Below are 19971 nucleotides of genomic sequence, written 5' to 3'. Positions count from 1 at the left end.
CGCCACGTCAATGCCTCCACGCTCGCCAGCATTCTCAGCGATCTTATCGATGGTGTCGCTGAACGGTTCCGCAATGAATCCAGCAAATTGGACGGTACGGACCTGCAAAATGCATTTAGAACGAGGTGGGAGGTTTTTCTTGCCTATGCGGTATCCCGCTAACGCTCCTTACTGGGTATAAAAGGCCAAGCACGTCACAGAATGGGGCGAAAATTTCGGGAGCCCCGTCGTCACCACCGCACTACTCGATCGCATGTTGGACCACGCCATCGTCTCCAGATCGATGGATCGAGGTATCGCCTCAGGCGACATGCAGACCTGCTGGCCGAGCATGTTCGCTCGACCGCCCGGATCGCGGCCCTCACCGACGCGGACTTCCTTGACCCATAGCTGGGTTTCTGCAGCCTGCCGTTCGAGGACCAGCGGCACCATCAGGGTGGTGTCATTGAGCACGGCATCGCGCCTGAGCTCGCGCTTGATCGTGGGTGAGGTGATCCCGCGGGTGTGGCCGATATAGACCCTGGCCTGCCCGCCATGCTTGTGCCCCTTGTAGCCGCGATCGACATAAGCCCGCTCAACGGTGACGCCGGTCAGGCGCTCGACTTGCTCGATCCGCCCAGACAGGGTGTGGCCATCATAGGGGTTGCCGGGCAACGCCTGCATGCCGACGATGAACTGGCCGCCGGCGGTGCGGGCGTTTGTCACTGCGATCAAGGTCTTTACCCCGAACTCGTAGCGGGCCCGCGCCTTGCCCTTGGCGATGCATTCCACCTCGGGCGCGTGCAGGGCATAAAGCTTGTCCGTGCTGCCAGCCTTCTGGGTGAGGATCTTTGCCACCCGCTCGCGGACGACGGCAAAGGCGGCCTCGAGTTCCTCATTTCCGGCGATCTTGCGGCCGATGTCGCGGTCGAGCCGGCCCAGCCAGGTGCGAAGTTTGCGCACCCAACGCATCGCCTGCTTGTGACCGCGCCCGTGGATCAGCCGGGAGACATCGCGCCGAGCCTGGCGGCCCACCCGCAGGAATGACTGGCGCAGCTTGATGCCGTGCTTGCGGGCAATCCGGTTCAGCCACTCGATGCCGCGTAGCAGCAGGTGGCTGTCGGTGGGATGGGCAATCGCCTTGGTCTGTACAGTCGTGTCCACCGTCACCCGCTCGCAGGCCTGCGGCGGCATTGCCCTGGTTTCCATCGCCACGCGCAGCGTCTCGGCGAGCAGAAGTTCCAGCTTGTCGGCCCCGATCCGGTTCCGCCAGCGCGTCATCGACGAACGATCCAGTGGCAGCTTGTGGCGGAAGTACTGCTCGCCGCAAAAGAATTGGTGGTACGGGTTTTCGACCCAGCGGGCGCAGACGGCTTCGTCCGACAGGCCCTCCATGTGCTTGAGCAGGTGCAGGCCTGCCATTAGCCGCGTCGACAGCCCAGGGCGGCCTTTCTCATGGTAGAACCGTCCATAGGCCGCATCGAACCGTGACCAGTCGATCAGCTCCGCCAATTTCACCAGCGCGTGTTCCATGTCGACCATGTTGTCGAGCTGACTGCGGAACAACTCGTCACTGCGCGGCGCGGGCTTCTTCGGAGGCATCGGCAAAACCTCTTCGTGTCGTCCAACTCAGTGAATCACGACCCGACTTGCGAGGAAAGCCCCTACGTGCACGGGCGCGCGCAATCGCAAGCTTTTCGCCCGATTTCCCCAAAACCTTGCAAATTCGATTACTTCATATCCACCAAAACCCACGCCTCCCTGCGGGCTTCAGCGCTTTTCACAGACGACTAGCTAGGCAATATAATGGTTTTGCCTTCAAAAATGTGATGATGGGGGCGGACAGTCACCGGCCCAGACTCATTCAATCCCCATCGCGACCCATGCAAAATGTGGGAACGTTCGTACGGACGGATTCCCTTTTTCATCAATTATCTCTCAAAATCAACGCGATAGCACGCTTGGTTCATTACCCCTATGGCTGCCCCCCAAGTTATATTGGATCAGATCGCAATTTCCAGCGAGTTACAATATTGGTGGTCCCGCGAAAGCTGGCATGACGGAATATGGCTGATTGCAGACCGTTGCTTCGTCCCTACCCCCTGAACATCGCCTTCATCGCAAGGTCCCACGGCCCGCCGCGATAGTGCCAGGCGGCGAGGCCGGCGATCGTGAAGGCGCGCGGTCGGAAATCCGCCGCCAATTGCGCCGCCAGCGCTTTCGCCACGTCCGGCTTCACCTTGTTCTGGACCGTGACGTGGAGGCGCGGGCGGGCCTGGTCCTGCGGGGTCAGCAGGCCGATGAAGGCGTCCGCCAGATCGTCGCGCATCGCCATCAGGCCAGGACTGTCGATGCGATAGGCGACCCCCTGCCCCAGCGACATGACCGCGGCGAGCGTCGCGGCAGGCGCCGGCATGCGGCACAGCCCTTTCAACCGATCCGCCAGTTCCGGCAACAGCGAAGGCGGCAGATGGTGGAACAGCGTGATATGCGCCGGCAGCATATTGCGATCGGGCGGAAAATGCGCGCGCCGCAGCCCGTCCGCCCAGGCGAAATCCGCCGCGCCCATCAGCGCCGTGACGATGACCGGCGCGCCTCGTTCCGCTATCGTCATGTCTCTTCCTGTCCGCAGCGATCGGGTGTATGATTTATCCTTGGCGTCCTGCACGGCGCAGCGGCGTGAAGCAAGGAGGGGGACATCATGGCCACGTCGCGTAGCGTCACGATCATCGGCGTCATTTTGCTGCTGTGGGGGCTGATGGGCATCGCCGCCTTCACCATGCAATATACAATGGACGTGCATGAACTGGCGCGGACCGACCCCGCCAGCGCGCGCGCCTTCGCGCTGATGCCTGCCTGGGTCTGGATCGTCTATGCCATCGCCGTGGCGACCGGCACCCTGGGCGCCATCGCGTTGCTGCTGCGCAAGGCAATCGCGCCCTTCCTGTGCCTGATCTCGCTGGTCTGCGTGATCGCGCAGTTCGGATATACGTTCCTCGGCACGAACCTGCTGGCGGAAAAGGGCTGGGCGGTCACCGTCCCCTTCCCCGCCCTGATCTTCGCCGTCGCTTTGTTCGCATGGCTCTATGCCCGGTCGCTGGTGGCGAAGGGCATATTGCGCTGAGTTAAGCCGCGGGATCAGCGCGCGCTGCCGCTCATCGCCTTCAGGGCCTCCCCTGCCGCGCTGATCTGACCGCCGCGCCGCTGCAGTTCGCCGCCACATTGGACGAGCAGTTCCTTGGTCAGGCGTTCGTCGATATCGATCGCCTCGCGCTTCATCAGACTTGCAAGATCGATATCCGGCTCCGCGCCGAAAATCTGACCGGCGAAGAAGAGCGAACCCATCAGGCCGGACATTTTCAGCGTCGCATCCTCGCTCGACGCCAGCGAGGCCACCACGATCAGGCAGCGCGCGGAATGACGGATCGCCGGATCATGGGTTTGGGCGTCGGCGTTGAACGGCAGCAACGCCGCGGCGAGCGGCCATAAATTCCGGTATCGCGCCCTCACAATTCACCACGCGCGCGGCGAATCTCGAACCATTTGCGCACATTCTCATTATGCTGCTGGTAGGTGTCGGCGAAGATATGGCCGCCCTTGCCGTCGGCGACGAAATAGAGCGCCTTGGTCTGCGCCGGGTGCAGCACCGCCAGGATCGACAATCGCCCCGGATTGGCGATCGGCCCCTTGGGCAGGCCGACCATGGCATAGGTATTGTAATCATTGACCGCCGCGATCTCCGACTTGCGGATGCGGCGGCCCAGCGGCTTGCCGCGGGTGATGGGATAGATGATCGTCGGGTCGGCCTGGAGCATCATGTTGGTGCGCAGCCGGTTGCTATAGACGCCCGCGACCATCGGCCGTTCGGACGGCACGCCGGTTTCCTTTTCGACGATGCTGGCCAGGATGATCGCCTCCTTCGGCGATTTGGCGATGGTTTCGGGCGCGCGCTCGGCCCAGAGCTGGGCCAGCGCCTTGTCCATCGCCGCCTGCATCCGTTTGAGGACGGCGGCGCGCGGCTCGCCCTTGTCGAAGGCGTAGCTGTCGGGCAGCACGCTGCCCTCCTCCGGCACCGGGATGCTGCCGGTCAACTGGTCGTTCGCCATCAGCCGCTCATGCACCAGGAGCGAGGGCATGCCTTCGGGAATGGTGATGAGCCGGGTCAGCGTCTTGCCGCCTTGCAGGATGGACAGGATGTCGCTGTTGCTCGCGCCGGCGGGGATGACGAATTCGCCCGCCTTGATCGACTTGCCCGCGCCGAAGACCTTCGCCCGCGTCAGGAAGGCGTCGGCGGAGCGCACCGCGCCCGCCCGCTTCAGCAGCACCGCCGCGTCGGACAGGGTCGATCCTTCCGGCACCACGACGCTGATATCCTGCGTCGCCGGCCCCTGCTCGCTCCAGCCATAGACGAAGCGGAAGGCGATGAAGGCCGCGACGGCCAGGCCGATCAGAAGGATGATGCCGGCAAGGCGGCGTGTGGGGGTGGATCTGGAACGCCGGGCCATCGCCGTCAGCCCATATCGTCATTGCAAGCGGAGCGAAGCCATCCCGTGATGCGCCCTTGGATGGCTTCCCCCGGCCTTCGCCGGGGTTCGCAATGACGATCCAAAGTCAGATCGCCTTCATGATGAGCGAGGCGTTGGTGCCGCCGAAACCAAAGGAGTTGTTCAGCACCGCGCGCACCTTGCGCTCCTTGGCGACGTGCGGGACCAGGTCCACGCCCTTGCAGCTCTCGCTCGGCTCGTCGAGGTTGAGCGTCGGCGGCACGATCCCGTCGCGCATGGCGAGGATGCAGAAAATGCTCTCCACCGCACCCGCGCCGCCCAGCAGATGGCCGATCGCCGACTTTGTGGACGACATCGACATGCTGCCCAGATGATCGCCGAACAGCCGCTTGACCGCGCCCAGTTCCAGCTCGTCGCCCAGCGGGGTCGAGGTGCCGTGGGCGTTCACATAGTCGATATCTTCGAGGCTGAGGCCCGACTTTTTGAGCGCCATCTGCATCGAGCGGAAGCCGCCCGAACCTTCCGGATGGGGGGCGGTGACATGATAGGCGTCGCCCGACAGGCCATAGCCGATCACTTCGGCGTAGATTTTCGCGCCGCGCTTCCTGGCATGTTCATATTCTTCCAGCACCACCACGCCCGCGCCTTCGCCCATGACGAAGCCGTCGCGGTTGACGTCATAGGGGCGGCTCGCCTTTTCCGGCGCGTCGTTGAAATTGGTGCTGAGCGCGCGCGCCTGGGCGAAACCGGCGATGCCGATCGGGCAGATCGCGCTTTCCGCGCCGCCCGCCAGCATGACGTCCGCATCGTCCATCGCGATCATGCGCGCGGCGTCGCCGATCGAATGGGCGCCGGTCGAACAGGCGGTGACGACCGCATGGTTCGGCCCCATCAGGCCATATTTGATCGACACCTGGCCGGAGATCAGGTTGATGAGGCGGCCATGAACGAAGTGCGGGGAAACCCGGCTCGGCCCCTTGTTGGCCAATACCAGCGATTCGCTTTCGATGCCCGGCAGGCCGCCGATGCCCGACCCGATCGAGCAACCGGCGCGCAGCCGCTCTTCCTCGGACATATTGTCGAGGCCCGCGTCGCGCAGCGCCTGGCTGGCGGCGGAAATGCCGAACACGATGAACAGGTCGACCTGGCGCTGGATCTTGTGATCGACGTCCAGCCCCGGATCATAGCCATATTCATGGGTCGCCGGCTTCACTTCGCAGGCGATGCGGCATTTATAGTCGGTCGGATCAAAGCGCGTGATCGTGGCTGCGCCCGATTTGGACGCGATGATGTTCTTCCAGCTGGTTTCCACATCCCCGCCGAGCGGGCTGACCATGCCAAGGCCGGTTACGACGACACGACGCATATGCTTGCTCCGAAATATTCCATTTGGCTCCGCGCCGTCCCGTCTAGCCCCTTGCGGCGGACTTGTGAACGGCGCGCCAGATACGAAAAGGCTCCCCGCATTCCGGGGTCACCGGACAGGAGGAGCCATTTCCTAACGCGTAGGGCGGCCCGGCGCGTCGGCGCGGGCCGCAAAACGCCTTACTGCTTGCTGTCGATATAGTCGATCGCATCCTTGACGGTCGCGATCTTCTCGGCAGCGTCGTCGGGGATTTCGACGCCGAATTCTTCTTCGAACGCCATCACCAGTTCGACGATGTCCAGGCTGTCCGCGCCCAGATCGTCGATGAAGCTGGCGTCCTCGGTCACCTTTTCGGCTTCAACGCCCAGATGCTCGACGACGATTTTCTTTACGCGATCCGCGGTCTCACTCATGAGTGGTCCTTCTTACTGGGTATCGTTGGTGGTCTGAACAACCGTTAAGGCAGCCCTAGTGCCAAGCTCCGATAGAGGCAAGAGGCTAGGTCGCCAAGCCCCCACATTGCCTGACGCGACGATCCGGCAACAAAAAATGGCCGATTGCTTCCCGATAACCGTCTGTTTACCAAAATTTCAGCCGCTTATGCGACGGGTGCAGCATGGCCATCGTCCCTTCTCCCGACCCTTTCGTCACCCGTGCGCGCGTCCGGCTGACGGCGATATTGGTGCTGGCGTCGACGGTGATCGGCCTGCTTTACCTGTTCGCGACCGCGCATGGGACAGTAGATTCGCTGGGCCGACCGCTCGGCACCGATTTCTCCAACGTCTGGACCGCCGGGTGGATGGCCGATCACGGCCGCGCGCCACAGGCGTGGGACTGGCCGACCCATTATGAGGTCCAGAAGCAGGTCCATCACGATCCCGCCATCCCCTTTTACGGCTGGCACTATCCCCCGCCCTTCCTGATCGTCGCGACCCTGCTGGCGCAATTTCCCTATGTCGCGGCGCTGCTGATCTGGCAGGGGATGACGCTGATGCTGGCCCTGGCGCTGGTGCGGCGCATCCTGCCGGACGATCGCGATGCGATGCTGGTGGCGCTGGGCGCGCCCGTCGTGCTGGTGTGCCTGGGCCATGGCCAGAATGCCTTCCTGACCGCCAGCCTGCTGGGAGCGGGCATGCTGCTGCTCGACACGCGGCCATGGGTTGCGGGAATGCTGCTCGGCGCGCTGGTCTACAAGCCGCAATTCGCCGTGCTGATCCCTGTGCTGATCCTGGCGCGGGGCAATATCCGCGCTTTCGTATCGGCCGGCCTCACCGTCGCGGTGCTCTGCCTGGTGACGCTGGCCATCTGGGGATGGCCGGTGTGGCAGGCCTTCATCGAGTCCCTGCCGCTGACGCAGCATATCATCATAGAGGCCGGCGCGACCGGCTGGGAAAAAATCCAGAGCCCCTTTTCCGCGATCCGCCAATGGGGCGGATCGATCCCCTTTGCCTATGCCGTGCAGGGCGTCGTCACCGCGATCGCCATCGCCGCGGCCGCGATCGCCGCGCGGCGCGGATCGATGGCGGTGCGCGGCGCGGCGGCCTTGAGCGCGGCCCTGCTCTGCACCCCCTATGTGCTGGACTATGATTTCGTGCTGCTGGGCGTCGCCATCGCCTTCATGGCGGCGGACATGCGGGGGCGCGGCGCGCTGCGCTGGGAGCCGACATGGCTCGCCTATGCCTGGATCGCACCGCTGTTCGGCCGGTCGCTGTCGGAACTGACCCATGTGCCGGTGAACCTGATCGCGGCCATGGCGGTATTGGCGCTGGCGCTGCGGCGGGCGGCGGTGCTGGATGGCGCGCTCCCGTCCTGGCTGCGGATCATGAAGCGACGAGTCGAAGCGTGAAGCGAATCGTCATAGCGTTGGCCCTCGCCTTGACGGCGGCGCCCCCCGCTGTCGCGCAGGATAGCGCCGCCCATGCCGCCAGTACGCAGCATCGGGCGGCCCGGCGGCTGGGCTTGCCGGCAGAGGCGGTGAACGTCACCCCCGCCGCATGGAATGGCCGGGCGGTGATCTTCGCCGACTATCTGGCCGGCCCGCAGGACGAGGCAGAACGGCAGTTGGTGATGCTGCCCGAACAGGGGAACGGCGCGCCGGTCAGCGTCACCATCGGCGAGCAGGAGGGCGGATCGCCCGATATCGCCGCGATCGGCTTCGCCAATGCGGACCGGGATGCGGCGAAGGAACTGATCGTGATCCTCGCCTGGCACATCCGCCATTATGACGTCAGCGGCACGCTCTACGACATACGCATCCTCGACGACTGGAAGCCGGGCCAGACGGCGTTGGTCCCGGTCAAGGCGACCGAGCGCCTGTTCGACCATTATGCCTGCGATTGCGGCCGGCGCGACGGTCCGGATCAGGTCGCGAAGGTCAAGACCATCGCGGCGGTGAAGCAGGTGCTGAAACGCGCCGGCTATTGAAAAGGGCCGGAACGCGCAGCGCCCGGCCCCCTTGGCTTCGCGATGGGCGAAGCGATCAGATCATCGCCATCCCGCCATTGACGTGCAGCGTCTGGCCGTTGACATAGCCGGCTTCCTTGCTCGCCAGATAGACCACCGCCGCGCCGATGTCGTCGCCATCGCCGAGATCGCCGACCGGGATTTTCTGGAGGATCGCGCCCTTCTGCGCATCGTTCAGCGCATCGGTCATGGCCGACCGGATGAAGCCGGGCGCGACGCAGTTGACGGTGATGCCGCGGCTCGCCAGTTCCTGGCCCAGCGACTTGGACATGCCGATGATGCCCGCCTTCGACGCGCAATAGTTGGACTGGCCCGGATTGCCGGTGACGCCGACCACCGAAGTGATGGAAATGATGCGGCCGAAGCGCGCCTTCATCATCGGCTTGGCGGCGGCGCGGACCAGACGGAAAGCAGCCTCCAGATTGACCTGGATCACCTGGCTCCATTCCTCGTCCTTCATGCGCAGGATCAGATTGTCGCGGGTGATGCCGGCATTGTTGACGAGGATGTCGAGCCGGCCGCCCAGTGCTTCGACCGCCTGCGGCACCAGCGCATCCACCGAGGCCGGATCGCTGAGGTTGCAGACGATCGTCTTATGGTCGCCGCCAAGTTCGGCGGCGAAGGCCTTCAGCTTCTCCTCATTGCTGCCCGAAAGCGCGAGGGTCGCGCCCTGCGCGGCCAGCGCCCTGGCGATCGACGAGCCGATGCCCCCCGAAGCGCCGGTCACCAGCGCGGTCATGCCTGTTAGGTCGAACATGGATAGTCCTTTCATCCATAATGCCCGTCATCCCCTCGGAGGCGGGGGTGACGGGAGAGGGTCAAAAAGCCGCCAGCGCCGCCTCGATATCGTCCATCGTCACGATGCTGCGCACGGTCGCGTCGGGAGCGATGCGCTTGACCATGGGGCCAAGCACCTTGCCGCCCACTTCCACGAAGTCGGTGACGCCCGCGGCCCACATGGCGGCGACGGATTCGCGCCAGCGGACGCGGCCGGTGACCTGTTCGACCAGGCGAGCCTTGATCTCTTCAGGATCGGCGATCGGCGCGGCCAGCACATTGGCATAGACCGGCAGCAGCGGCGCGGTCAGCGCGGACGCGGCCAGCGCCTGCGCCATCGCATCGGCGGCGGGCTGCATCAGTTCGCAGTGGAATGGCGCGGATACCGGCAGCAGGATGCCGCGCTTGATGCCATGATCCTTGACCATGGCGACGGCCCGCTCGATTGCGCCCTTGTGGCCGGAAATGACGACCTGACTCGGATCATTGTCATTGGCCACGGCGCAGACTTCGCCCTGTGCGGCAGCGTCGCTCAGCGCCTGCGCCTTGTCGATGTCCGCGCCCAGCAGCGCGGCCATCGCGCCCTCGCCCACCGGCACGGCTTCCTGCATGGCGTAGCCGCGGCGCTTGAGCAGCCGCGCCGTGGTGCCGACGTCCAGCGCTTCGGCGGCGCAGAGCGCGCTATATTCGCCGAGCGAATGGCCAGCGACATAGTCGCCCTTTTCGGCCAGCGAAAAACCGCCTTCGGCCTGCATCACGCGCAACGTCGCGATGGCGTTGGCCATGATTGCGGGCTGGGCATTCTCCGTCAGGGTCAGCCGGTCTTCCGGTCCTTCCACCATCAACCGGAACAAATGATGCGACAGGGCGTCATCGACCTCCTGGAACAGCTCCCGCGCGGCCGGGCTGGCGTCGGCCAGCGCCTTGCCCATGCCGACGGACTGGCTGCCCTGCCCTGGAAAAAGAAATGCCCGCATCATTTATCCCCTGACCACAAGGCGCTTAAAAAAGCGCATAAATTCAAACACGATACACTTTGAGACATAAATGTCATTGAGCCGTACATACCCCTGCGGCAGTCAGGGGCCGGACGTATCAACCCCCTTTCGGATCGGGGCAGAGTGGCCGCCCCTTTAACGACGACGGAGTGCAAGGAAAAGGTGCGATATCGCATAAGCTGGATCAGCGGCACGGCGCTCCTCCTGTCCGCCTGCGCGGCGGGGCCGGACTATCGCGCGCCGCAGGGCGCTGCGCTGGGCCTGCCGGCAGCCTATAGCCAGGGCGCCTCCGCCCCGGTCGGCGATGCCGACCTCGCCAGTTGGTGGACGCGGCTGAACGACCCGGCGCTCAGCGGCCTGATCGACCGCGCCATCGCCAATAATCTGGACATCGTCCAGGCGCAGGCCCGGTTGCGGCAGGCGCGGGAATCGCTGCGCCAGGCCAATGCCACCTTCCTGCCGCAGATCAGCGGATCGGGCAGCGGCGGCAAGAATTACCGTAGCCAGGCGGGCGGCACCCGTGTCGACGACAATGGCAACGTCATCAGCACGGGCGCCAGCAAATGGTCGAGCACCTATTCGCTGGGCGCCAATGCGAGCTGGCAGATCGACCTGTTCGGCGAACTGTCCCGCACCGCCGAAGCCGCGCGGGCGGATCTGGCCGCGTCGGGATATGACCTCGCCAATGTCCGCATGACGATCATATCCGAACTGGCGACCAACTATATCCAGGCGCGGCTGGCGCAGGAACAGTTGCGCATCGCGCGCGAAAGCCAGCGCGTCCAGAAGGATAATTTCGACATTGCCAGCTGGCGCTTGCAGGCCGGCCTCGTCTCGTCGCTGGACGAACAGCAGGCCCGCGCGCAACTGGCCCAGACCAGTGCGACCATCCCGCAGATCGAGGCGAGCCTGAAGGGCAGCCTCAACCGCATTGCGGTGCTGACGGGCCAGGCGCCGGGCGACGCGACCCGCGCGCTGGAAACCCCCGCCCCCATTCCTGTCGCGTCGACGCAGATCGCGACCGGCATCCCCGCCGACACGCTGCGCCAGCGGCCCGACGTGCGCAGCGCCGAACGGGCGCTGGCCGCCGCCACCGCGCGGATCGGCGTCGCGCAGGCCCAGCTTTATCCCTCGCTCGGCATCAGCGGCAATATCGCCACCACGTCCAACGCCTTCAGCGACCTGTTCAGCCTGATCACCGGCGGCGTCTTCGCCAATGTGGCGCAGACGATCTTCGACGGCGGGCGGTTGCAATCGCAGGTACGGTCGCAAAAGGCCGCGACCGACGCCGCCTTCGCCGCCTATAAGCAGAGCGTCCTCACCGCGCTGGAGGATGTCGAGAACGCCATGGCGCAGTTGACCAGCGCCCGCGCGCGCAAGGCGGAATTCGCCGTCGCCTATGACGCCTCGAACAACGCCGCGATTCTGGCGCGCAGCCAATATCAGGCGGGCCTGACCGACTTCCAGACGCTGCTGACCAGCGAATCCACCCTATTGAACGCGCGCAACAGCCTGGCTTCCGCGCAATCCGACGAAGTTCTGGCCATCGCCCAGCTTTACAATGCGCTGGGCGGCGGCTGGCAGAGCATGGACGATCGCCCAAATGAGCAATGATGTGACCAAAGACCAGGATCTTGACGACTTTTTGGGCGCGAAGCCCGAAAAGCCGTGGCGCAAATGGGTGATCCGCGGCGGCATCGGCGTCGTCCTGCTGATCGCGATCCTGTTGCTCGCGCGCTGCTTTTCAGGTGACGACAAGCCCAATTATGCGACGCGCGAAGTGCGGCAGGGCGACCTGACCGTCAGCGTGTCGGCCACCGGCAATTTAAAGCCGATCAACCAGGTCGATGTCGGGTCCGAACAGTCCGGCAAGATCACCGCGGTCTATGTCGACGTCAACGATCGCGTGACCAAGGGGCAGAAGCTCGCTGAACTGGACACCCGCCGGCTGGTCGACACGGTGAACCAGAATCGGGCGCAGGTCGCATCGTCTCAGGCCAGTGTCGCGCAGGCGCAGGCGCAGGTCGCCTTGGCCAAGGCGACGCTCGACCGGCAATTGAACGTCTTCAACCTGTCGGGCGGCAAGGTGCCGGCCAAGACCGAAATCGATGCCGCGCGCGCGGACTATCAGTCGGCGCTGGCCACGCTGCGGTCGTCGCAGGCGCAGGTGGACGTGTCGCGCGCGCAACTGTCCACGGCGCAGACCAATCTGTCGATCGCGCAGATCGTGTCGCCGGTGAACGGCGTCGTCCTGTCGCGCGACATCGAACCGGGCCAGACCGTCGCCGCCTCGCTGAACGCGCCGGTGCTGTTCACCCTGGCCGAAGACCTGACGCAGATGGAGGTCGAAGTGTCGGTGGACGAAGCCGATGTCGGCCAGGTGAAGGAAGGCCAGAGCGCCACCTTCGCCGTCGACGCCTTCCCCGGCCGCACCTTCCCGGCGAAGGTCACGCGCGTCAATGTCGGGTCGAACAGCTCCAGCAGCTCGTCCTCGTCCACCAGCACGACGACGACCAGCACGACCGGCACGGTGGTCGCCTATACGGCGGTGCTGTCGGTCGACAATGACGATGAGACGCTGCGTCCCGGCATGACCGCGACCGCCGACATCGTGACGCAGGAACTGCAGAACGTCCTGCTGGTCCCCAACAGTGCGCTACGCTTCAAGCCCAGCAGCGCCGCGCAGGGCGGCGGCATCACCAGCGTCCTGCCGGGTCCGGGCCGGATGCGCCGTGGCGGCGCCAAGCGCCAGGTCAATTTCGGCGCGGGCAGCAGCCAGACCGTCTATATCGTCGGCGAGGACGGCAATCCCAAGGCGCTGCAGGTAACGGTCGGCGCCAGCGACGGATCGCGCACCGCCGTTACGGGCGGCGCATTGAAGGCAGGAATGCGCGTCATCACCGGCCAGCTCGCGGCCGGCCAGGAAGCCCCGGCGGAGGACCAGAAGGCCGATACGGGTGCCGACACCAGGGCGCCGGACCGCCGCCAGAGCAATCCGTCGGCCGACGGCACGCCCGCCAGCGTCGGCAAGCTCGGCAATTCGGGCGACGCCGCACCCGAAACCGCGCCGGTCGCGCCGACGAACGGCGCGCCCGCCGCACCATCCCAGCCTAGCGGCACCGGCCGCCAGAGTGGAAGCTGACGCGTCATGCCGATCGCTGATCCGATCATCGCCATGCGCGGCGTGACCAAGGTTTATGGCGAAGGCCCGACCGCGTTCCAGGCGTTGAAGGGCATCGACCTCGACATCGCGCAGGGTGATTTCGTCGCCGTCATGGGGCCGTCGGGGTCCGGCAAGTCGACGACGATGAACATATTGGGCTGCCTGGACGTGCCCTCGGGCGGGGAGTTTCTGTTCAAGGGCCGCCATGTCGAAACGCTGGACCGCGACCAGCGCGCGCTGCTGCGCCGCCGCTATCTCGGCTTCGTGTTCCAGGGCTTCAACCTGCTGTCGCGCACCACCGCGCTGGAAAATGTCGAACTGCCCCTGCTCTATCGCGGCGAGGACAAGAAGACCCGCTACGACATGGGCATGGCCGCGCTCGACAAGGTGGGCCTCAAGGACTGGTGGGACCATACGCCGGCCGAACTGTCGGGCGGCCAGCAGCAGCGCGTCGCCATCGCCCGCGCCATCGTCACCCATCCCGACGTGCTGCTGGCGGACGAGCCGACCGGCAACCTCGATTCGAAACGGTCGGTGGAGATCATGGAATTGCTGACCGACCTCAACCGCAACAGCGGCATCACCGTGCTGATGGTGACCCACGAACCCGACATGGCCGCCTTCGCCCGCACCATCGTCCATTTCAAGGACGGCCTGGTCGAGCGGGTGGAACAGAAGGTGGCGGCGTGACGGAGAGAGCGATCGAGCCTTCTCCCCGCGGGGGAGAAGGATATGCAGCCTTAGGCGCGAAGCGACTGAAGCGAAGTTGGAAAAGGGGGATGAAGCCTGCGCCCTCCCCCTTCTCCCAACTACGGCCAGGCAGCAAGCTGCCAAGTCTCCTCATCCCTCTCTCCCCAGGGGAGAGGAAGGACCGTCCATGCTAGGCACCACCATCATCCTCGCCTTTCGCGCGATCAACCGGCACAAGCTGCGGTCGTTTCTCACCACGCTGGGTATCATCATCGGCGTCGCCGCGGTCGTCACCATGGTGACGCTGGGCAATGGCGCCACGGCGGCGGTGCGCGAACAGATCAGTTCGCTCGGCGCCAATGTGCTCCAGTTGCGCCCCGGCCAGGGCTTCGGCCGCGGCGGCGGCGGCCCGCGCCCGCCCGATTTCAAGGAACGCGATCTCACCGCGATCGAAAATCAGCTGACCGGCGTGCGCGCCGTCGCCCCGGTGGTGCAGTCGAGCGGCACCGCCATCTATGAAGGCAATAACTGGTCGACCACCGTCTATGGCACCACATCGGCCTATTCCGAGGTGCAGCAGTGGAAGGTCGCGGACGGCCGCCTGTTCCTGGCGGAAGAGGAGGAGGCCGGCCGCCCCGTCTGCATCATCGGCAATACGGTGCGCACCAACCTGTTCCAGGGCGCCGAACCGGTGGGCAAGCGGATGCGGATCAAGGGCGTGTCCTGCCAGGTCGTAGGCGTGCTGGCGACGCGCGGCCAGGGCGGCTTCGGCGACCAGGACGATGTCGTCGTCATGCCGATCAAGTTCGTGCAGCGCCGCTTCACGGGCGACCGCGACATCAGCCAGATCATGGTCGCGGTCGATGACGCCTATGACACCAGCACGGTCCAGTCGAGCCTGGAGGAACTGATGCGCGAGCGGCGCAAGATCAAGGCGGGCGCCGAGGATAATTTCAACGTCTTCGACACCAAGCAGATCAGCGACACGCTGACCGGCACCACCACCATCCTGACCCAGATCGTCGGCGCGGTGGCGGCAATCTCGCTGCTGGTCGGCGGCATCGGCATCATGAACATCATGCTGGTGTCGGTGACGGAGCGCACGCGGGAAATCGGTATCCGCCTCGCCATCGGCGCGGTCGCGCGCGAGGTGTTGATGCAGTTTCTGGTGGAGGCGATCGTATTGTCCTGCCTGGGCGGCCTGATCGGGCTGTTCCTGGCGCTGATCGCGACGGTCGCCATCGCGCCGCTGATGCAGGTGCCGTTTCTGTTCGACATCAAGGTCAACCTGATCGCCTTCGTCTTTTCGGCGGCGATCGGCGTGGTGTTCGGCTATTTCCCGGCCCGGCGCGCGGCGGCGCTCAACCCGATCGACGCGCTGCGTCACGAGTAGCTGATATATTTTGCGACAAAAGCGGGTGTCGCCCGGCATAGTCCTGCGACACCCGCGCCCTAGTCCCTCTCCATCACCGGAAAGGGACGCCCGTCATGAAACCGATCATCCTCAGCCTGTCCGCCAGCCTGCTGGCACTGGGCGTCACCATCGCCCCCTTCGCGCTCGCGCAGCCGGACAGCGCCGCCCCACTGGTCGAGGGCAAGGACCGGCCGATCCTGTTGCAGCGCATGGTGGTGACGGCGACGCCGCTGCCCTGACAAGCCCCTCCTTATGATCGCCAGCCTCGCAGCCCATGCTGCGAGGCTTTTTCCTTTGGAGCTGCGCGCGCGGCATCCTCCGGAATCGCCGCCCCCCTTTTCTGAACAACAGTTCAGCTTAAATTTCAAACTGTTACAATTTCCGACAATCCAGGCCCGCCCGTGACACATCGTCGCGACAAGCACCCCCTATCTCTGTCTTCGACGCCACGGAATGGCGCCCGTCACACGGCAAAGGAGCCAACCATGTTCAAGAAGATCCTCATCGCCCTGGCCACCACCACGCTGGTCGCCAGCCCCATCGTCAGCGCGCAGGCGCAGGCCCAGAGCCATGGCCCGCAGCATCGCCAGGAACAGACCCGCAAGGTCGTGACGCACAAGGCCAATGGCCGCACCGTCGTCAAGAAGCAGACCGTCGTGCGCAAGGACACGCATCGGGACAATGGCCGCCGTTGGGCCAAGGGCCAGCGCTTCGACCACCGCTATGCAACCAACTATCGGGTGGTGAACAATTATCGCGACTATCGCCTGTCGGCTCCGCCGCGCGGCTATCACTGGGTCCGCTCGGGCAATGACGCGGTGCTGATCGCGATCACCAGCGGCATCATCGGCGCCGTCGTCGGCAGCGCGATCCGGTAAGTCTTCCCAAGCCGGAAGGTCGCACGATGCCCCGGGGTTTCTCTCCCCCCGGGGCATTTTTGTCGTCAGACCAGCCCGGTCAGATAATAGACCGCAATCACGACGAAGACGGTCACCGTCTTGATCAACGTCAGCGCGAATATATCCTTATAGGCCTGGCGATGGGTAAGGCCCGTCACCGCCAGCAGGGTGATGACCGCGCCATTATGCGGCAGGCTGTCCATCCCGCCCGACGCCATGGAGGCGACGCGATGCAGCACTTCGCGCGGGATGCCCGCCGCATCGCCCGCCGCCGCGAACTGCTCCGCCATTGCCGCCAGCGCGATCGACAGGCCGCCCGACGCCGATCCGGTGATGCCGGCGAGCGAGGTCACGGTGATGGCTTCGTTGACCAGCGGATTGGGGATCGCCCGCAGCGCCTCCTTGACGACCAGAAAGCCCGGCAGCGCCGCGATCACTGCGCCGAACCCATATTCGACCGCCGTGTTCATCCCCGCCAGCAGGGCGCCACCGACCGCCGCCTTCGATCCGTCGGCAAAGCGCTTCGCCACGGTGCGGAAGGCGAAGAGCAGGATCGTGCCGATGCCCAGCAGCAAGGCGCCCTCCACCGCCCAGAGCGCCGAAACCTGCGCGACCTTCACCGCGACCGGTTCCACCATGCCGGGCAGCGACAGCATCACCTCTTCCCCCGCCACCCAGCGCGGGATGGCGAGCGTCAGCAGCAGGTTGCCCACCCCCACCACGACCAGCGGCAGCAGCGCGATCAGCGGATGCACACGCACCTCCCCCTCGATCGCTTCCGGTTCGTTGACCAGCGTTTCGGGCGCGCCATAGCCCTCCCCCGCCGCCAGCATCGCCCGCCGCCGCCAGCCCAGATAGGCAAGGCCACTCACCGCGATAAAAACCGATCCGATCAGCCCCAGCACCGGCGCCGCCCATGTCGTCGTGCCGAAGAAGCTGGTCGGGATGATATTCTGGATCTGCGGCGTGCCGGGCAAGGCGTCCATGGTGAAGGTCAGCGCGCCCAGCCCGATGGTCGCTGGCACCAGCCGCTTGGGGATATCAGCGCGGCGGAACATCTCGGCCGCGAAGGGATAGACGGCGAAGACCGCGACGAACACCGACACGCCGCCATAGGTCAGCAGCGCCGTCACTGCCATGATCGCGGGGATCGCCCGCCCCGCGCCGATGACGCCGATCACCGCGGTCACGATCGCGCGGGAAAAGCCGGAAATCTCGACCAGCTTGCCGAACAAAGCGCCCAGCAGGAAGACCGGAAAATAAAGTTTGAGGAAACTCGCCACCTTTTCCATGAACAGGCCGGAAAAGGCGGCCGGGACCGCGGCAGGATCGGTCAGGAACACCGCCAGCATGGCCAGCAGCGGCGCCATCAGGATGACGCTCATGCCCCGATAGGCGGCGATCATCAACAATAGCAATGACAGGGCGGCGATCGCTACGGCCATATTTTCATTCTCTCCCAAGCAACACCGTTCACCCTGAGCGAAGTCGAAGGGCACCGCTGAACGCAGTGAAGCGCCTTCGCTCCGCTCAGGCAAGGGCTTCGACTTCGCTCAGCCCGAACGGATTGAATTTTCTCTACGCGCCTTGCTTTCCGCCCCCCTTTCCGCCATAGGCCCGCCTTCGCACGAACGCCGGGGTGACTCGGCGCAACTGCGGAGCATGACAGACGACAGCCGGAGGGGCGTTCCACATGGGGTGGGCGTCAGCGATCGGCCAACAGATGAGGTATATCCATGGCTCTTTACGAGCATGTGTTCCTTGCGCGCCAGGATCTGGCACAGGCGCAGGTGGACGCGCTGGCGGAAATCGCCACCAAGATCGTCGAAGATAATCAGGGCAAGGTGACCAAGGTCGAGACCTGGGGCCTGCGCAGCCTGGCGTACAAGATCGCCAAGAACCGCAAGGCGCACTATGTGCAGCTGAACATCGACGCCCCCGGCAATGTGATCGCGGAACTGGAGCGCCAGACCCAGATCAACGAAGACATCATCCGCTACATGACCGTCAAGGTCGACGAGCTGGAAACCGGCCCGTCGGTGATGATGCGCAAGCAGGACCGCCCCGAGCGTGGTGACCGTGGTCCCCGCGGCGATCGTGGTGACCGTGGCCCCCGTGGCGACCGCGAAGATCGTGGCCCGCGCCGCGACCGCGAAGACGCCCCGGCTGCTGAATAAGGAGATCTGAGACATGGCACGCCCGTTTTTCCGCCGCCGCAAGAGCTGCCCCTTCGCCGCCAAGGATGCGCCGAAGATCGATTATAAGGACGTCCGTCTGCTGCAGGGCTTCGTGTCCGAGCGCGGCAAGATCGTCCCCAGCCGCATCACGGCCGTTTCGGCCAAGAAGCAGCGCGAACTGGCCCAGGCCATCAAGCGCGCCCGTCACCTGGGCCTCCTGCCCTACATCGTGAAGTAAGGGAGTAGAAACCCATGGAAATCATCCTGCTCGAACGCATCGAGAAGCTGGGCGCAATCGGCGACGTCGTCACCGTCAAGGACGGTTACGCACGTAACTTCCTGCTGCCCAACAAGAAGGCGCTGCGCTCCAACAACGCCAACAAGAAGGTCTTCGAAGCCAACCGCGCGAAGATCGAGGCCGACAACGCCGCCCGTCGCACGGACGCCGAACAGGCTGCCGAAGGCGTCAACGGCAAGCAGATCGTCCTGATCCGCCAGTCGTCGAACGCCGGCCATCTTTATGGCTCGGTCGCCGTCCGTGACGTCGTCGAAGCGCTGCATGCCGATGGCGTGACCAACGTCACCAAGGCGATGGTCGTGCTGGAACGCCCGATCAAGACGCTCGGCGTCTTCGACGTCAAGGTCGCGCTGCACCCCGAAGTCGCCGTGACGATCACCGTCAACGTCGCCCGTTCGCCGGAAGAAGCCGAACTGCAGTCGCAGGGCGTGGACGTGATGGCCGACCTGTTCGAAAAGGACGAGAGCGGCTTCACCGAAGATTATGATCCCAACGCGGAGCCGGGCGAAATCGCTGCGGTCGCGAGCGACGAAGAAGAGACGGCTGAAGAAGCCTGAATTCTTCCGACAGGATCGAACGAGAAAGCCGCCCCGCAACGGGCGGCTTTTTTGTTGGGTGCGATTGACGGTGGATTTGGGTGCTTAGGGGACAGGCGGCTTTTGATTGCCAAAGGCTGGAAAGCGGTCGCTCGGCGCGATACGAGTGATGAATGGCACCGAAGAATTTTTACTTGAAACCACATCGTGCGCTTAGCAGTCGAGATTTCGATGAGATGCCCCTTTGGGCGGGATATTATGAACCCGACGATGTGAGTGAGATAGTCCGCTGGGGAGTACCGGAGGCGGAAGTTCATGCAGCCCTCGACCAGATAGATTGGGCGGACGATCACTACTTTCCTCTTCCATTAGCAGCTGTTAAATCTAACTGGGCGCGCGGGAAGCTCTATGCTGTAACCGCGACTTTCCCAGATGAAACCGAGCGCACCGGATACGTTGGCGAGGGTGACGATTATTTGGTCGTATTCTTCCAAGGCTCACAGCAGCTTGTCAGCAAGCGATTGCCCGAAATCGATCACGGTTTGCCTATGCCGATCCGAGTGAAGAACCGCGTGACGGGAGAGCAATGGGTCTTTTCACTGGTTTGATGTTCGCTGCGTTAAACAATCGACTGTCTGCTTGCGGAGCGTCTCTCGAAAGGCGCGATAGGCAACAAATGGTCGATAGCGGACAAAGAAGGCCGGAG

Annotated in this window: 22 protein-coding genes; 13 read left to right on the top strand and 9 right to left on the bottom strand. The window is 64.6% G+C overall.

Annotated features, from left to right (window positions below; translation table 11 throughout):
* Positions 1 to 168 precede the first annotated feature (168 nt).
* Complete coding sequence (locus K9B33_RS15845) at positions 169 to 1581, bottom strand: IS5 family transposase (RefSeq protein ID WP_318011141.1); 1413 nt, start codon at positions 1579 to 1581, stop codon at positions 169 to 171.
* A 493-nt stretch (positions 1582 to 2074) separates the two neighbouring features.
* Positions 2075 to 2593, bottom strand: coding sequence for a 2'-5' RNA ligase family protein (locus K9B33_RS15840; protein ID WP_224550049.1), 519 nt, complete (start codon positions 2591 to 2593; stop codon positions 2075 to 2077).
* A gap of 87 nt (positions 2594 to 2680) precedes the next feature.
* Between K9B33_RS15840 and K9B33_RS15835 the strand changes: the two genes are divergently transcribed.
* Positions 2681 to 3103 (top strand): sugar transporter, encoded by a 423-nt coding sequence (locus K9B33_RS15835; protein WP_224550048.1) that lies wholly within the window; start codon positions 2681 to 2683, stop codon positions 3101 to 3103.
* A gap of 14 nt (positions 3104 to 3117) precedes the next feature.
* Here K9B33_RS15835 and K9B33_RS15830 read toward each other — a convergent pair whose 3' ends face one another.
* From K9B33_RS15830 to K9B33_RS15815, 4 genes are all read right to left on the bottom strand, one after another.
* Positions 3118 to 3489, bottom strand: coding sequence for a hypothetical protein (locus tag K9B33_RS15830; protein ID WP_224550047.1), 372 nt, complete (start codon positions 3487 to 3489; stop codon positions 3118 to 3120).
* On the bottom strand, positions 3486 to 4484 hold the full coding sequence (gene mltG, locus K9B33_RS15825) for an endolytic transglycosylase MltG (RefSeq protein ID WP_224550046.1): 999 nt from the start codon (positions 4482 to 4484) through the stop codon (positions 3486 to 3488). The genes K9B33_RS15830 and mltG overlap by 4 nt, the downstream gene beginning before the upstream one ends.
* A 106-nt stretch (positions 4485 to 4590) precedes the next feature.
* Positions 4591 to 5850, bottom strand: a complete 1260-nt coding sequence (gene fabF / locus K9B33_RS15820; protein ID WP_224550045.1) for a beta-ketoacyl-ACP synthase II — start codon at positions 5848 to 5850, stop codon at positions 4591 to 4593.
* A gap of 179 nt (positions 5851 to 6029) precedes the next feature.
* The gene (locus tag K9B33_RS15815; RefSeq protein WP_007689016.1) at positions 6030 to 6263 is read right to left on the bottom strand and encodes an acyl carrier protein; all 234 of its coding nucleotides are present in this window, start codon (positions 6261 to 6263) and stop codon (positions 6030 to 6032) included.
* A gap of 203 nt (positions 6264 to 6466) precedes the next feature.
* On the opposite strand from K9B33_RS15815, the gene K9B33_RS15810 reads away from it, so the two are divergent.
* Together K9B33_RS15810 and K9B33_RS15805 are read left to right on the top strand one after the other, a co-directional pair.
* Entirely contained in the window at positions 6467 to 7696 is a 1230-nt protein-coding gene (locus K9B33_RS15810) for a glycosyltransferase family 87 protein (RefSeq protein WP_224550044.1), read from the top strand.
* On the top strand, positions 7693 to 8274 hold the full coding sequence (locus K9B33_RS15805; protein ID WP_224550043.1) for a hypothetical protein: 582 nt from the start codon (positions 7693 to 7695) through the stop codon (positions 8272 to 8274). Before K9B33_RS15810 ends, K9B33_RS15805 begins: the two co-directional genes overlap by 4 nt.
* A gap of 55 nt (positions 8275 to 8329) precedes the next feature.
* Here the strand turns inward: K9B33_RS15805 and fabG are convergent, their stop codons facing one another.
* Positions 8330 to 9070 (bottom strand): 3-oxoacyl-[acyl-carrier-protein] reductase, encoded by a 741-nt coding sequence (fabG, locus tag K9B33_RS15800; RefSeq protein WP_224550042.1) that lies wholly within the window; start codon positions 9068 to 9070, stop codon positions 8330 to 8332.
* Between the two features lie 61 nt (positions 9071 to 9131).
* Positions 9132 to 10067 (bottom strand): ACP S-malonyltransferase, encoded by a 936-nt coding sequence (gene fabD, locus K9B33_RS15795; RefSeq protein WP_224550058.1) that lies wholly within the window; start codon positions 10065 to 10067, stop codon positions 9132 to 9134.
* Positions 10068 to 10250: 183 nt separating this feature from the next.
* Here fabD and K9B33_RS15790 point away from each other — a divergent pair, with 183 nt between their 5' ends.
* The 6 genes from K9B33_RS15790 (at position 10251) to K9B33_RS15765 (ending at position 16233) form a co-directional block, all read left to right on the top strand.
* On the top strand, positions 10251 to 11702 hold the full coding sequence (locus K9B33_RS15790; protein WP_224550041.1) for an efflux transporter outer membrane subunit: 1452 nt from the start codon (positions 10251 to 10253) through the stop codon (positions 11700 to 11702).
* A complete protein-coding gene (locus K9B33_RS15785) occupies positions 11692 to 13230 on the top strand; it encodes an efflux RND transporter periplasmic adaptor subunit (RefSeq protein WP_224550040.1) in 1539 nt (512 codons plus the stop codon). The genes K9B33_RS15790 and K9B33_RS15785 overlap by 11 nt, the downstream gene beginning before the upstream one ends.
* 6 nt (positions 13231 to 13236) lie before the next feature.
* Positions 13237 to 13941 carry an ABC transporter ATP-binding protein gene (locus K9B33_RS15780; RefSeq protein ID WP_224550039.1) on the top strand — a complete coding sequence of 235 codons (705 nt, stop codon included), beginning with the start codon at positions 13237 to 13239 and terminating at the stop codon, positions 13939 to 13941.
* A gap of 187 nt (positions 13942 to 14128) precedes the next feature.
* Positions 14129 to 15334 carry an ABC transporter permease gene (locus tag K9B33_RS15775; RefSeq protein WP_224550038.1) on the top strand — a complete coding sequence of 402 codons (1206 nt, stop codon included), beginning with the start codon at positions 14129 to 14131 and terminating at the stop codon, positions 15332 to 15334.
* Between the two features lie 95 nt (positions 15335 to 15429).
* Positions 15430 to 15594 (top strand): hypothetical protein, encoded by a 165-nt coding sequence (locus K9B33_RS15770; RefSeq protein WP_224550037.1) that lies wholly within the window; start codon positions 15430 to 15432, stop codon positions 15592 to 15594.
* A gap of 246 nt (positions 15595 to 15840) precedes the next feature.
* On the top strand, positions 15841 to 16233 hold the full coding sequence (locus K9B33_RS15765) for an RcnB family protein (protein WP_224550036.1): 393 nt from the start codon (positions 15841 to 15843) through the stop codon (positions 16231 to 16233).
* 65 nt (positions 16234 to 16298) lie between these two features.
* Here the strand turns inward: K9B33_RS15765 and K9B33_RS15760 are convergent, their stop codons facing one another.
* Positions 16299 to 17699, bottom strand: a complete 1401-nt coding sequence (locus K9B33_RS15760; protein WP_224550035.1) for a GntP family permease — start codon at positions 17697 to 17699, stop codon at positions 16299 to 16301.
* A 291-nt stretch (positions 17700 to 17990) separates the two neighbouring features.
* On the opposite strand from K9B33_RS15760, the gene rpsF reads away from it, so the two are divergent.
* The 4 genes from rpsF (at position 17991) to K9B33_RS15740 (ending at position 19873) form a co-directional block, all read left to right on the top strand.
* Positions 17991 to 18431, top strand: coding sequence for a 30S ribosomal protein S6 (rpsF, locus tag K9B33_RS15755; protein WP_224550034.1), 441 nt, complete (start codon positions 17991 to 17993; stop codon positions 18429 to 18431).
* Positions 18432 to 18444: 13 nt separating this feature from the next.
* Positions 18445 to 18669: a 30S ribosomal protein S18 gene (gene rpsR, locus K9B33_RS15750; protein ID WP_004212076.1), complete on the top strand. Its 225-nt coding sequence runs from the start codon at positions 18445 to 18447 to the stop codon at positions 18667 to 18669.
* 14 nt (positions 18670 to 18683) lie between these two features.
* The gene (gene rplI / locus K9B33_RS15745; protein ID WP_224550033.1) at positions 18684 to 19286 is read left to right on the top strand and encodes a 50S ribosomal protein L9; all 603 of its coding nucleotides are present in this window, start codon (positions 18684 to 18686) and stop codon (positions 19284 to 19286) included.
* A gap of 152 nt (positions 19287 to 19438) precedes the next feature.
* The gene (locus K9B33_RS15740) at positions 19439 to 19873 is read left to right on the top strand and encodes a hypothetical protein (protein ID WP_224550032.1); all 435 of its coding nucleotides are present in this window, start codon (positions 19439 to 19441) and stop codon (positions 19871 to 19873) included.
* Positions 19874 to 19971: the final 98 nt, after the last annotated feature.

The organism is Sphingobium sp. 3R8 (genome assembly GCF_020166615.1).
GTDB lineage: Bacteria > Pseudomonadota > Alphaproteobacteria > Sphingomonadales > Sphingomonadaceae > Sphingobium > Sphingobium bisphenolicum.
This window is presented reverse-complemented; position numbering and strand designations above follow the sequence as displayed.

Coding starts and splice junctions, on each gene's coding strand:
- K9B33_RS15845 (WP_318011141.1), bottom strand. CDS start 1,581: ATGCCTCCGAAGAAGCCCGCGCCGCGCAGTGACGAGTTGTTCCGCAGT.
- K9B33_RS15840 (WP_224550049.1), bottom strand. CDS start 2,593: ATGACGATAGCGGAACGAGGCGCGCCGGTCATCGTCACGGCGCTGATG.
- K9B33_RS15835 (WP_224550048.1), top strand. CDS start 2,681: ATGGCCACGTCGCGTAGCGTCACGATCATCGGCGTCATTTTGCTGCTG.
- mltG (WP_224550046.1), bottom strand. CDS start 4,484: ATGGCCCGGCGTTCCAGATCCACCCCCACACGCCGCCTTGCCGGCATC.
- fabF (WP_224550045.1), bottom strand. CDS start 5,850: ATGCGTCGTGTCGTCGTAACCGGCCTTGGCATGGTCAGCCCGCTCGGC.
- K9B33_RS15815 (WP_007689016.1), bottom strand. CDS start 6,263: ATGAGTGAGACCGCGGATCGCGTAAAGAAAATCGTCGTCGAGCATCTG.
- K9B33_RS15810 (WP_224550044.1), top strand. CDS start 6,467: ATGGCCATCGTCCCTTCTCCCGACCCTTTCGTCACCCGTGCGCGCGTC.
- fabG (WP_224550042.1), bottom strand. CDS start 9,070: ATGTTCGACCTAACAGGCATGACCGCGCTGGTGACCGGCGCTTCGGGG.
- fabD (WP_224550058.1), bottom strand. CDS start 10,067: ATGCGGGCATTTCTTTTTCCAGGGCAGGGCAGCCAGTCCGTCGGCATG.
- K9B33_RS15785 (WP_224550040.1), top strand. CDS start 11,692: ATGAGCAATGATGTGACCAAAGACCAGGATCTTGACGACTTTTTGGGC.
- K9B33_RS15780 (WP_224550039.1), top strand. CDS start 13,237: ATGCCGATCGCTGATCCGATCATCGCCATGCGCGGCGTGACCAAGGTT.
- K9B33_RS15775 (WP_224550038.1), top strand. CDS start 14,129: ATGCTAGGCACCACCATCATCCTCGCCTTTCGCGCGATCAACCGGCAC.
- K9B33_RS15770 (WP_224550037.1), top strand. CDS start 15,430: ATGAAACCGATCATCCTCAGCCTGTCCGCCAGCCTGCTGGCACTGGGC.
- K9B33_RS15765 (WP_224550036.1), top strand. CDS start 15,841: ATGTTCAAGAAGATCCTCATCGCCCTGGCCACCACCACGCTGGTCGCC.
- K9B33_RS15760 (WP_224550035.1), bottom strand. CDS start 17,699: ATGGCCGTAGCGATCGCCGCCCTGTCATTGCTATTGTTGATGATCGCC.
- rpsF (WP_224550034.1), top strand. CDS start 17,991: ATGGCTCTTTACGAGCATGTGTTCCTTGCGCGCCAGGATCTGGCACAG.
- rpsR (WP_004212076.1), top strand. CDS start 18,445: ATGGCACGCCCGTTTTTCCGCCGCCGCAAGAGCTGCCCCTTCGCCGCC.
- rplI (WP_224550033.1), top strand. CDS start 18,684: ATGGAAATCATCCTGCTCGAACGCATCGAGAAGCTGGGCGCAATCGGC.
- K9B33_RS15740 (WP_224550032.1), top strand. CDS start 19,439: ATGGCACCGAAGAATTTTTACTTGAAACCACATCGTGCGCTTAGCAGT.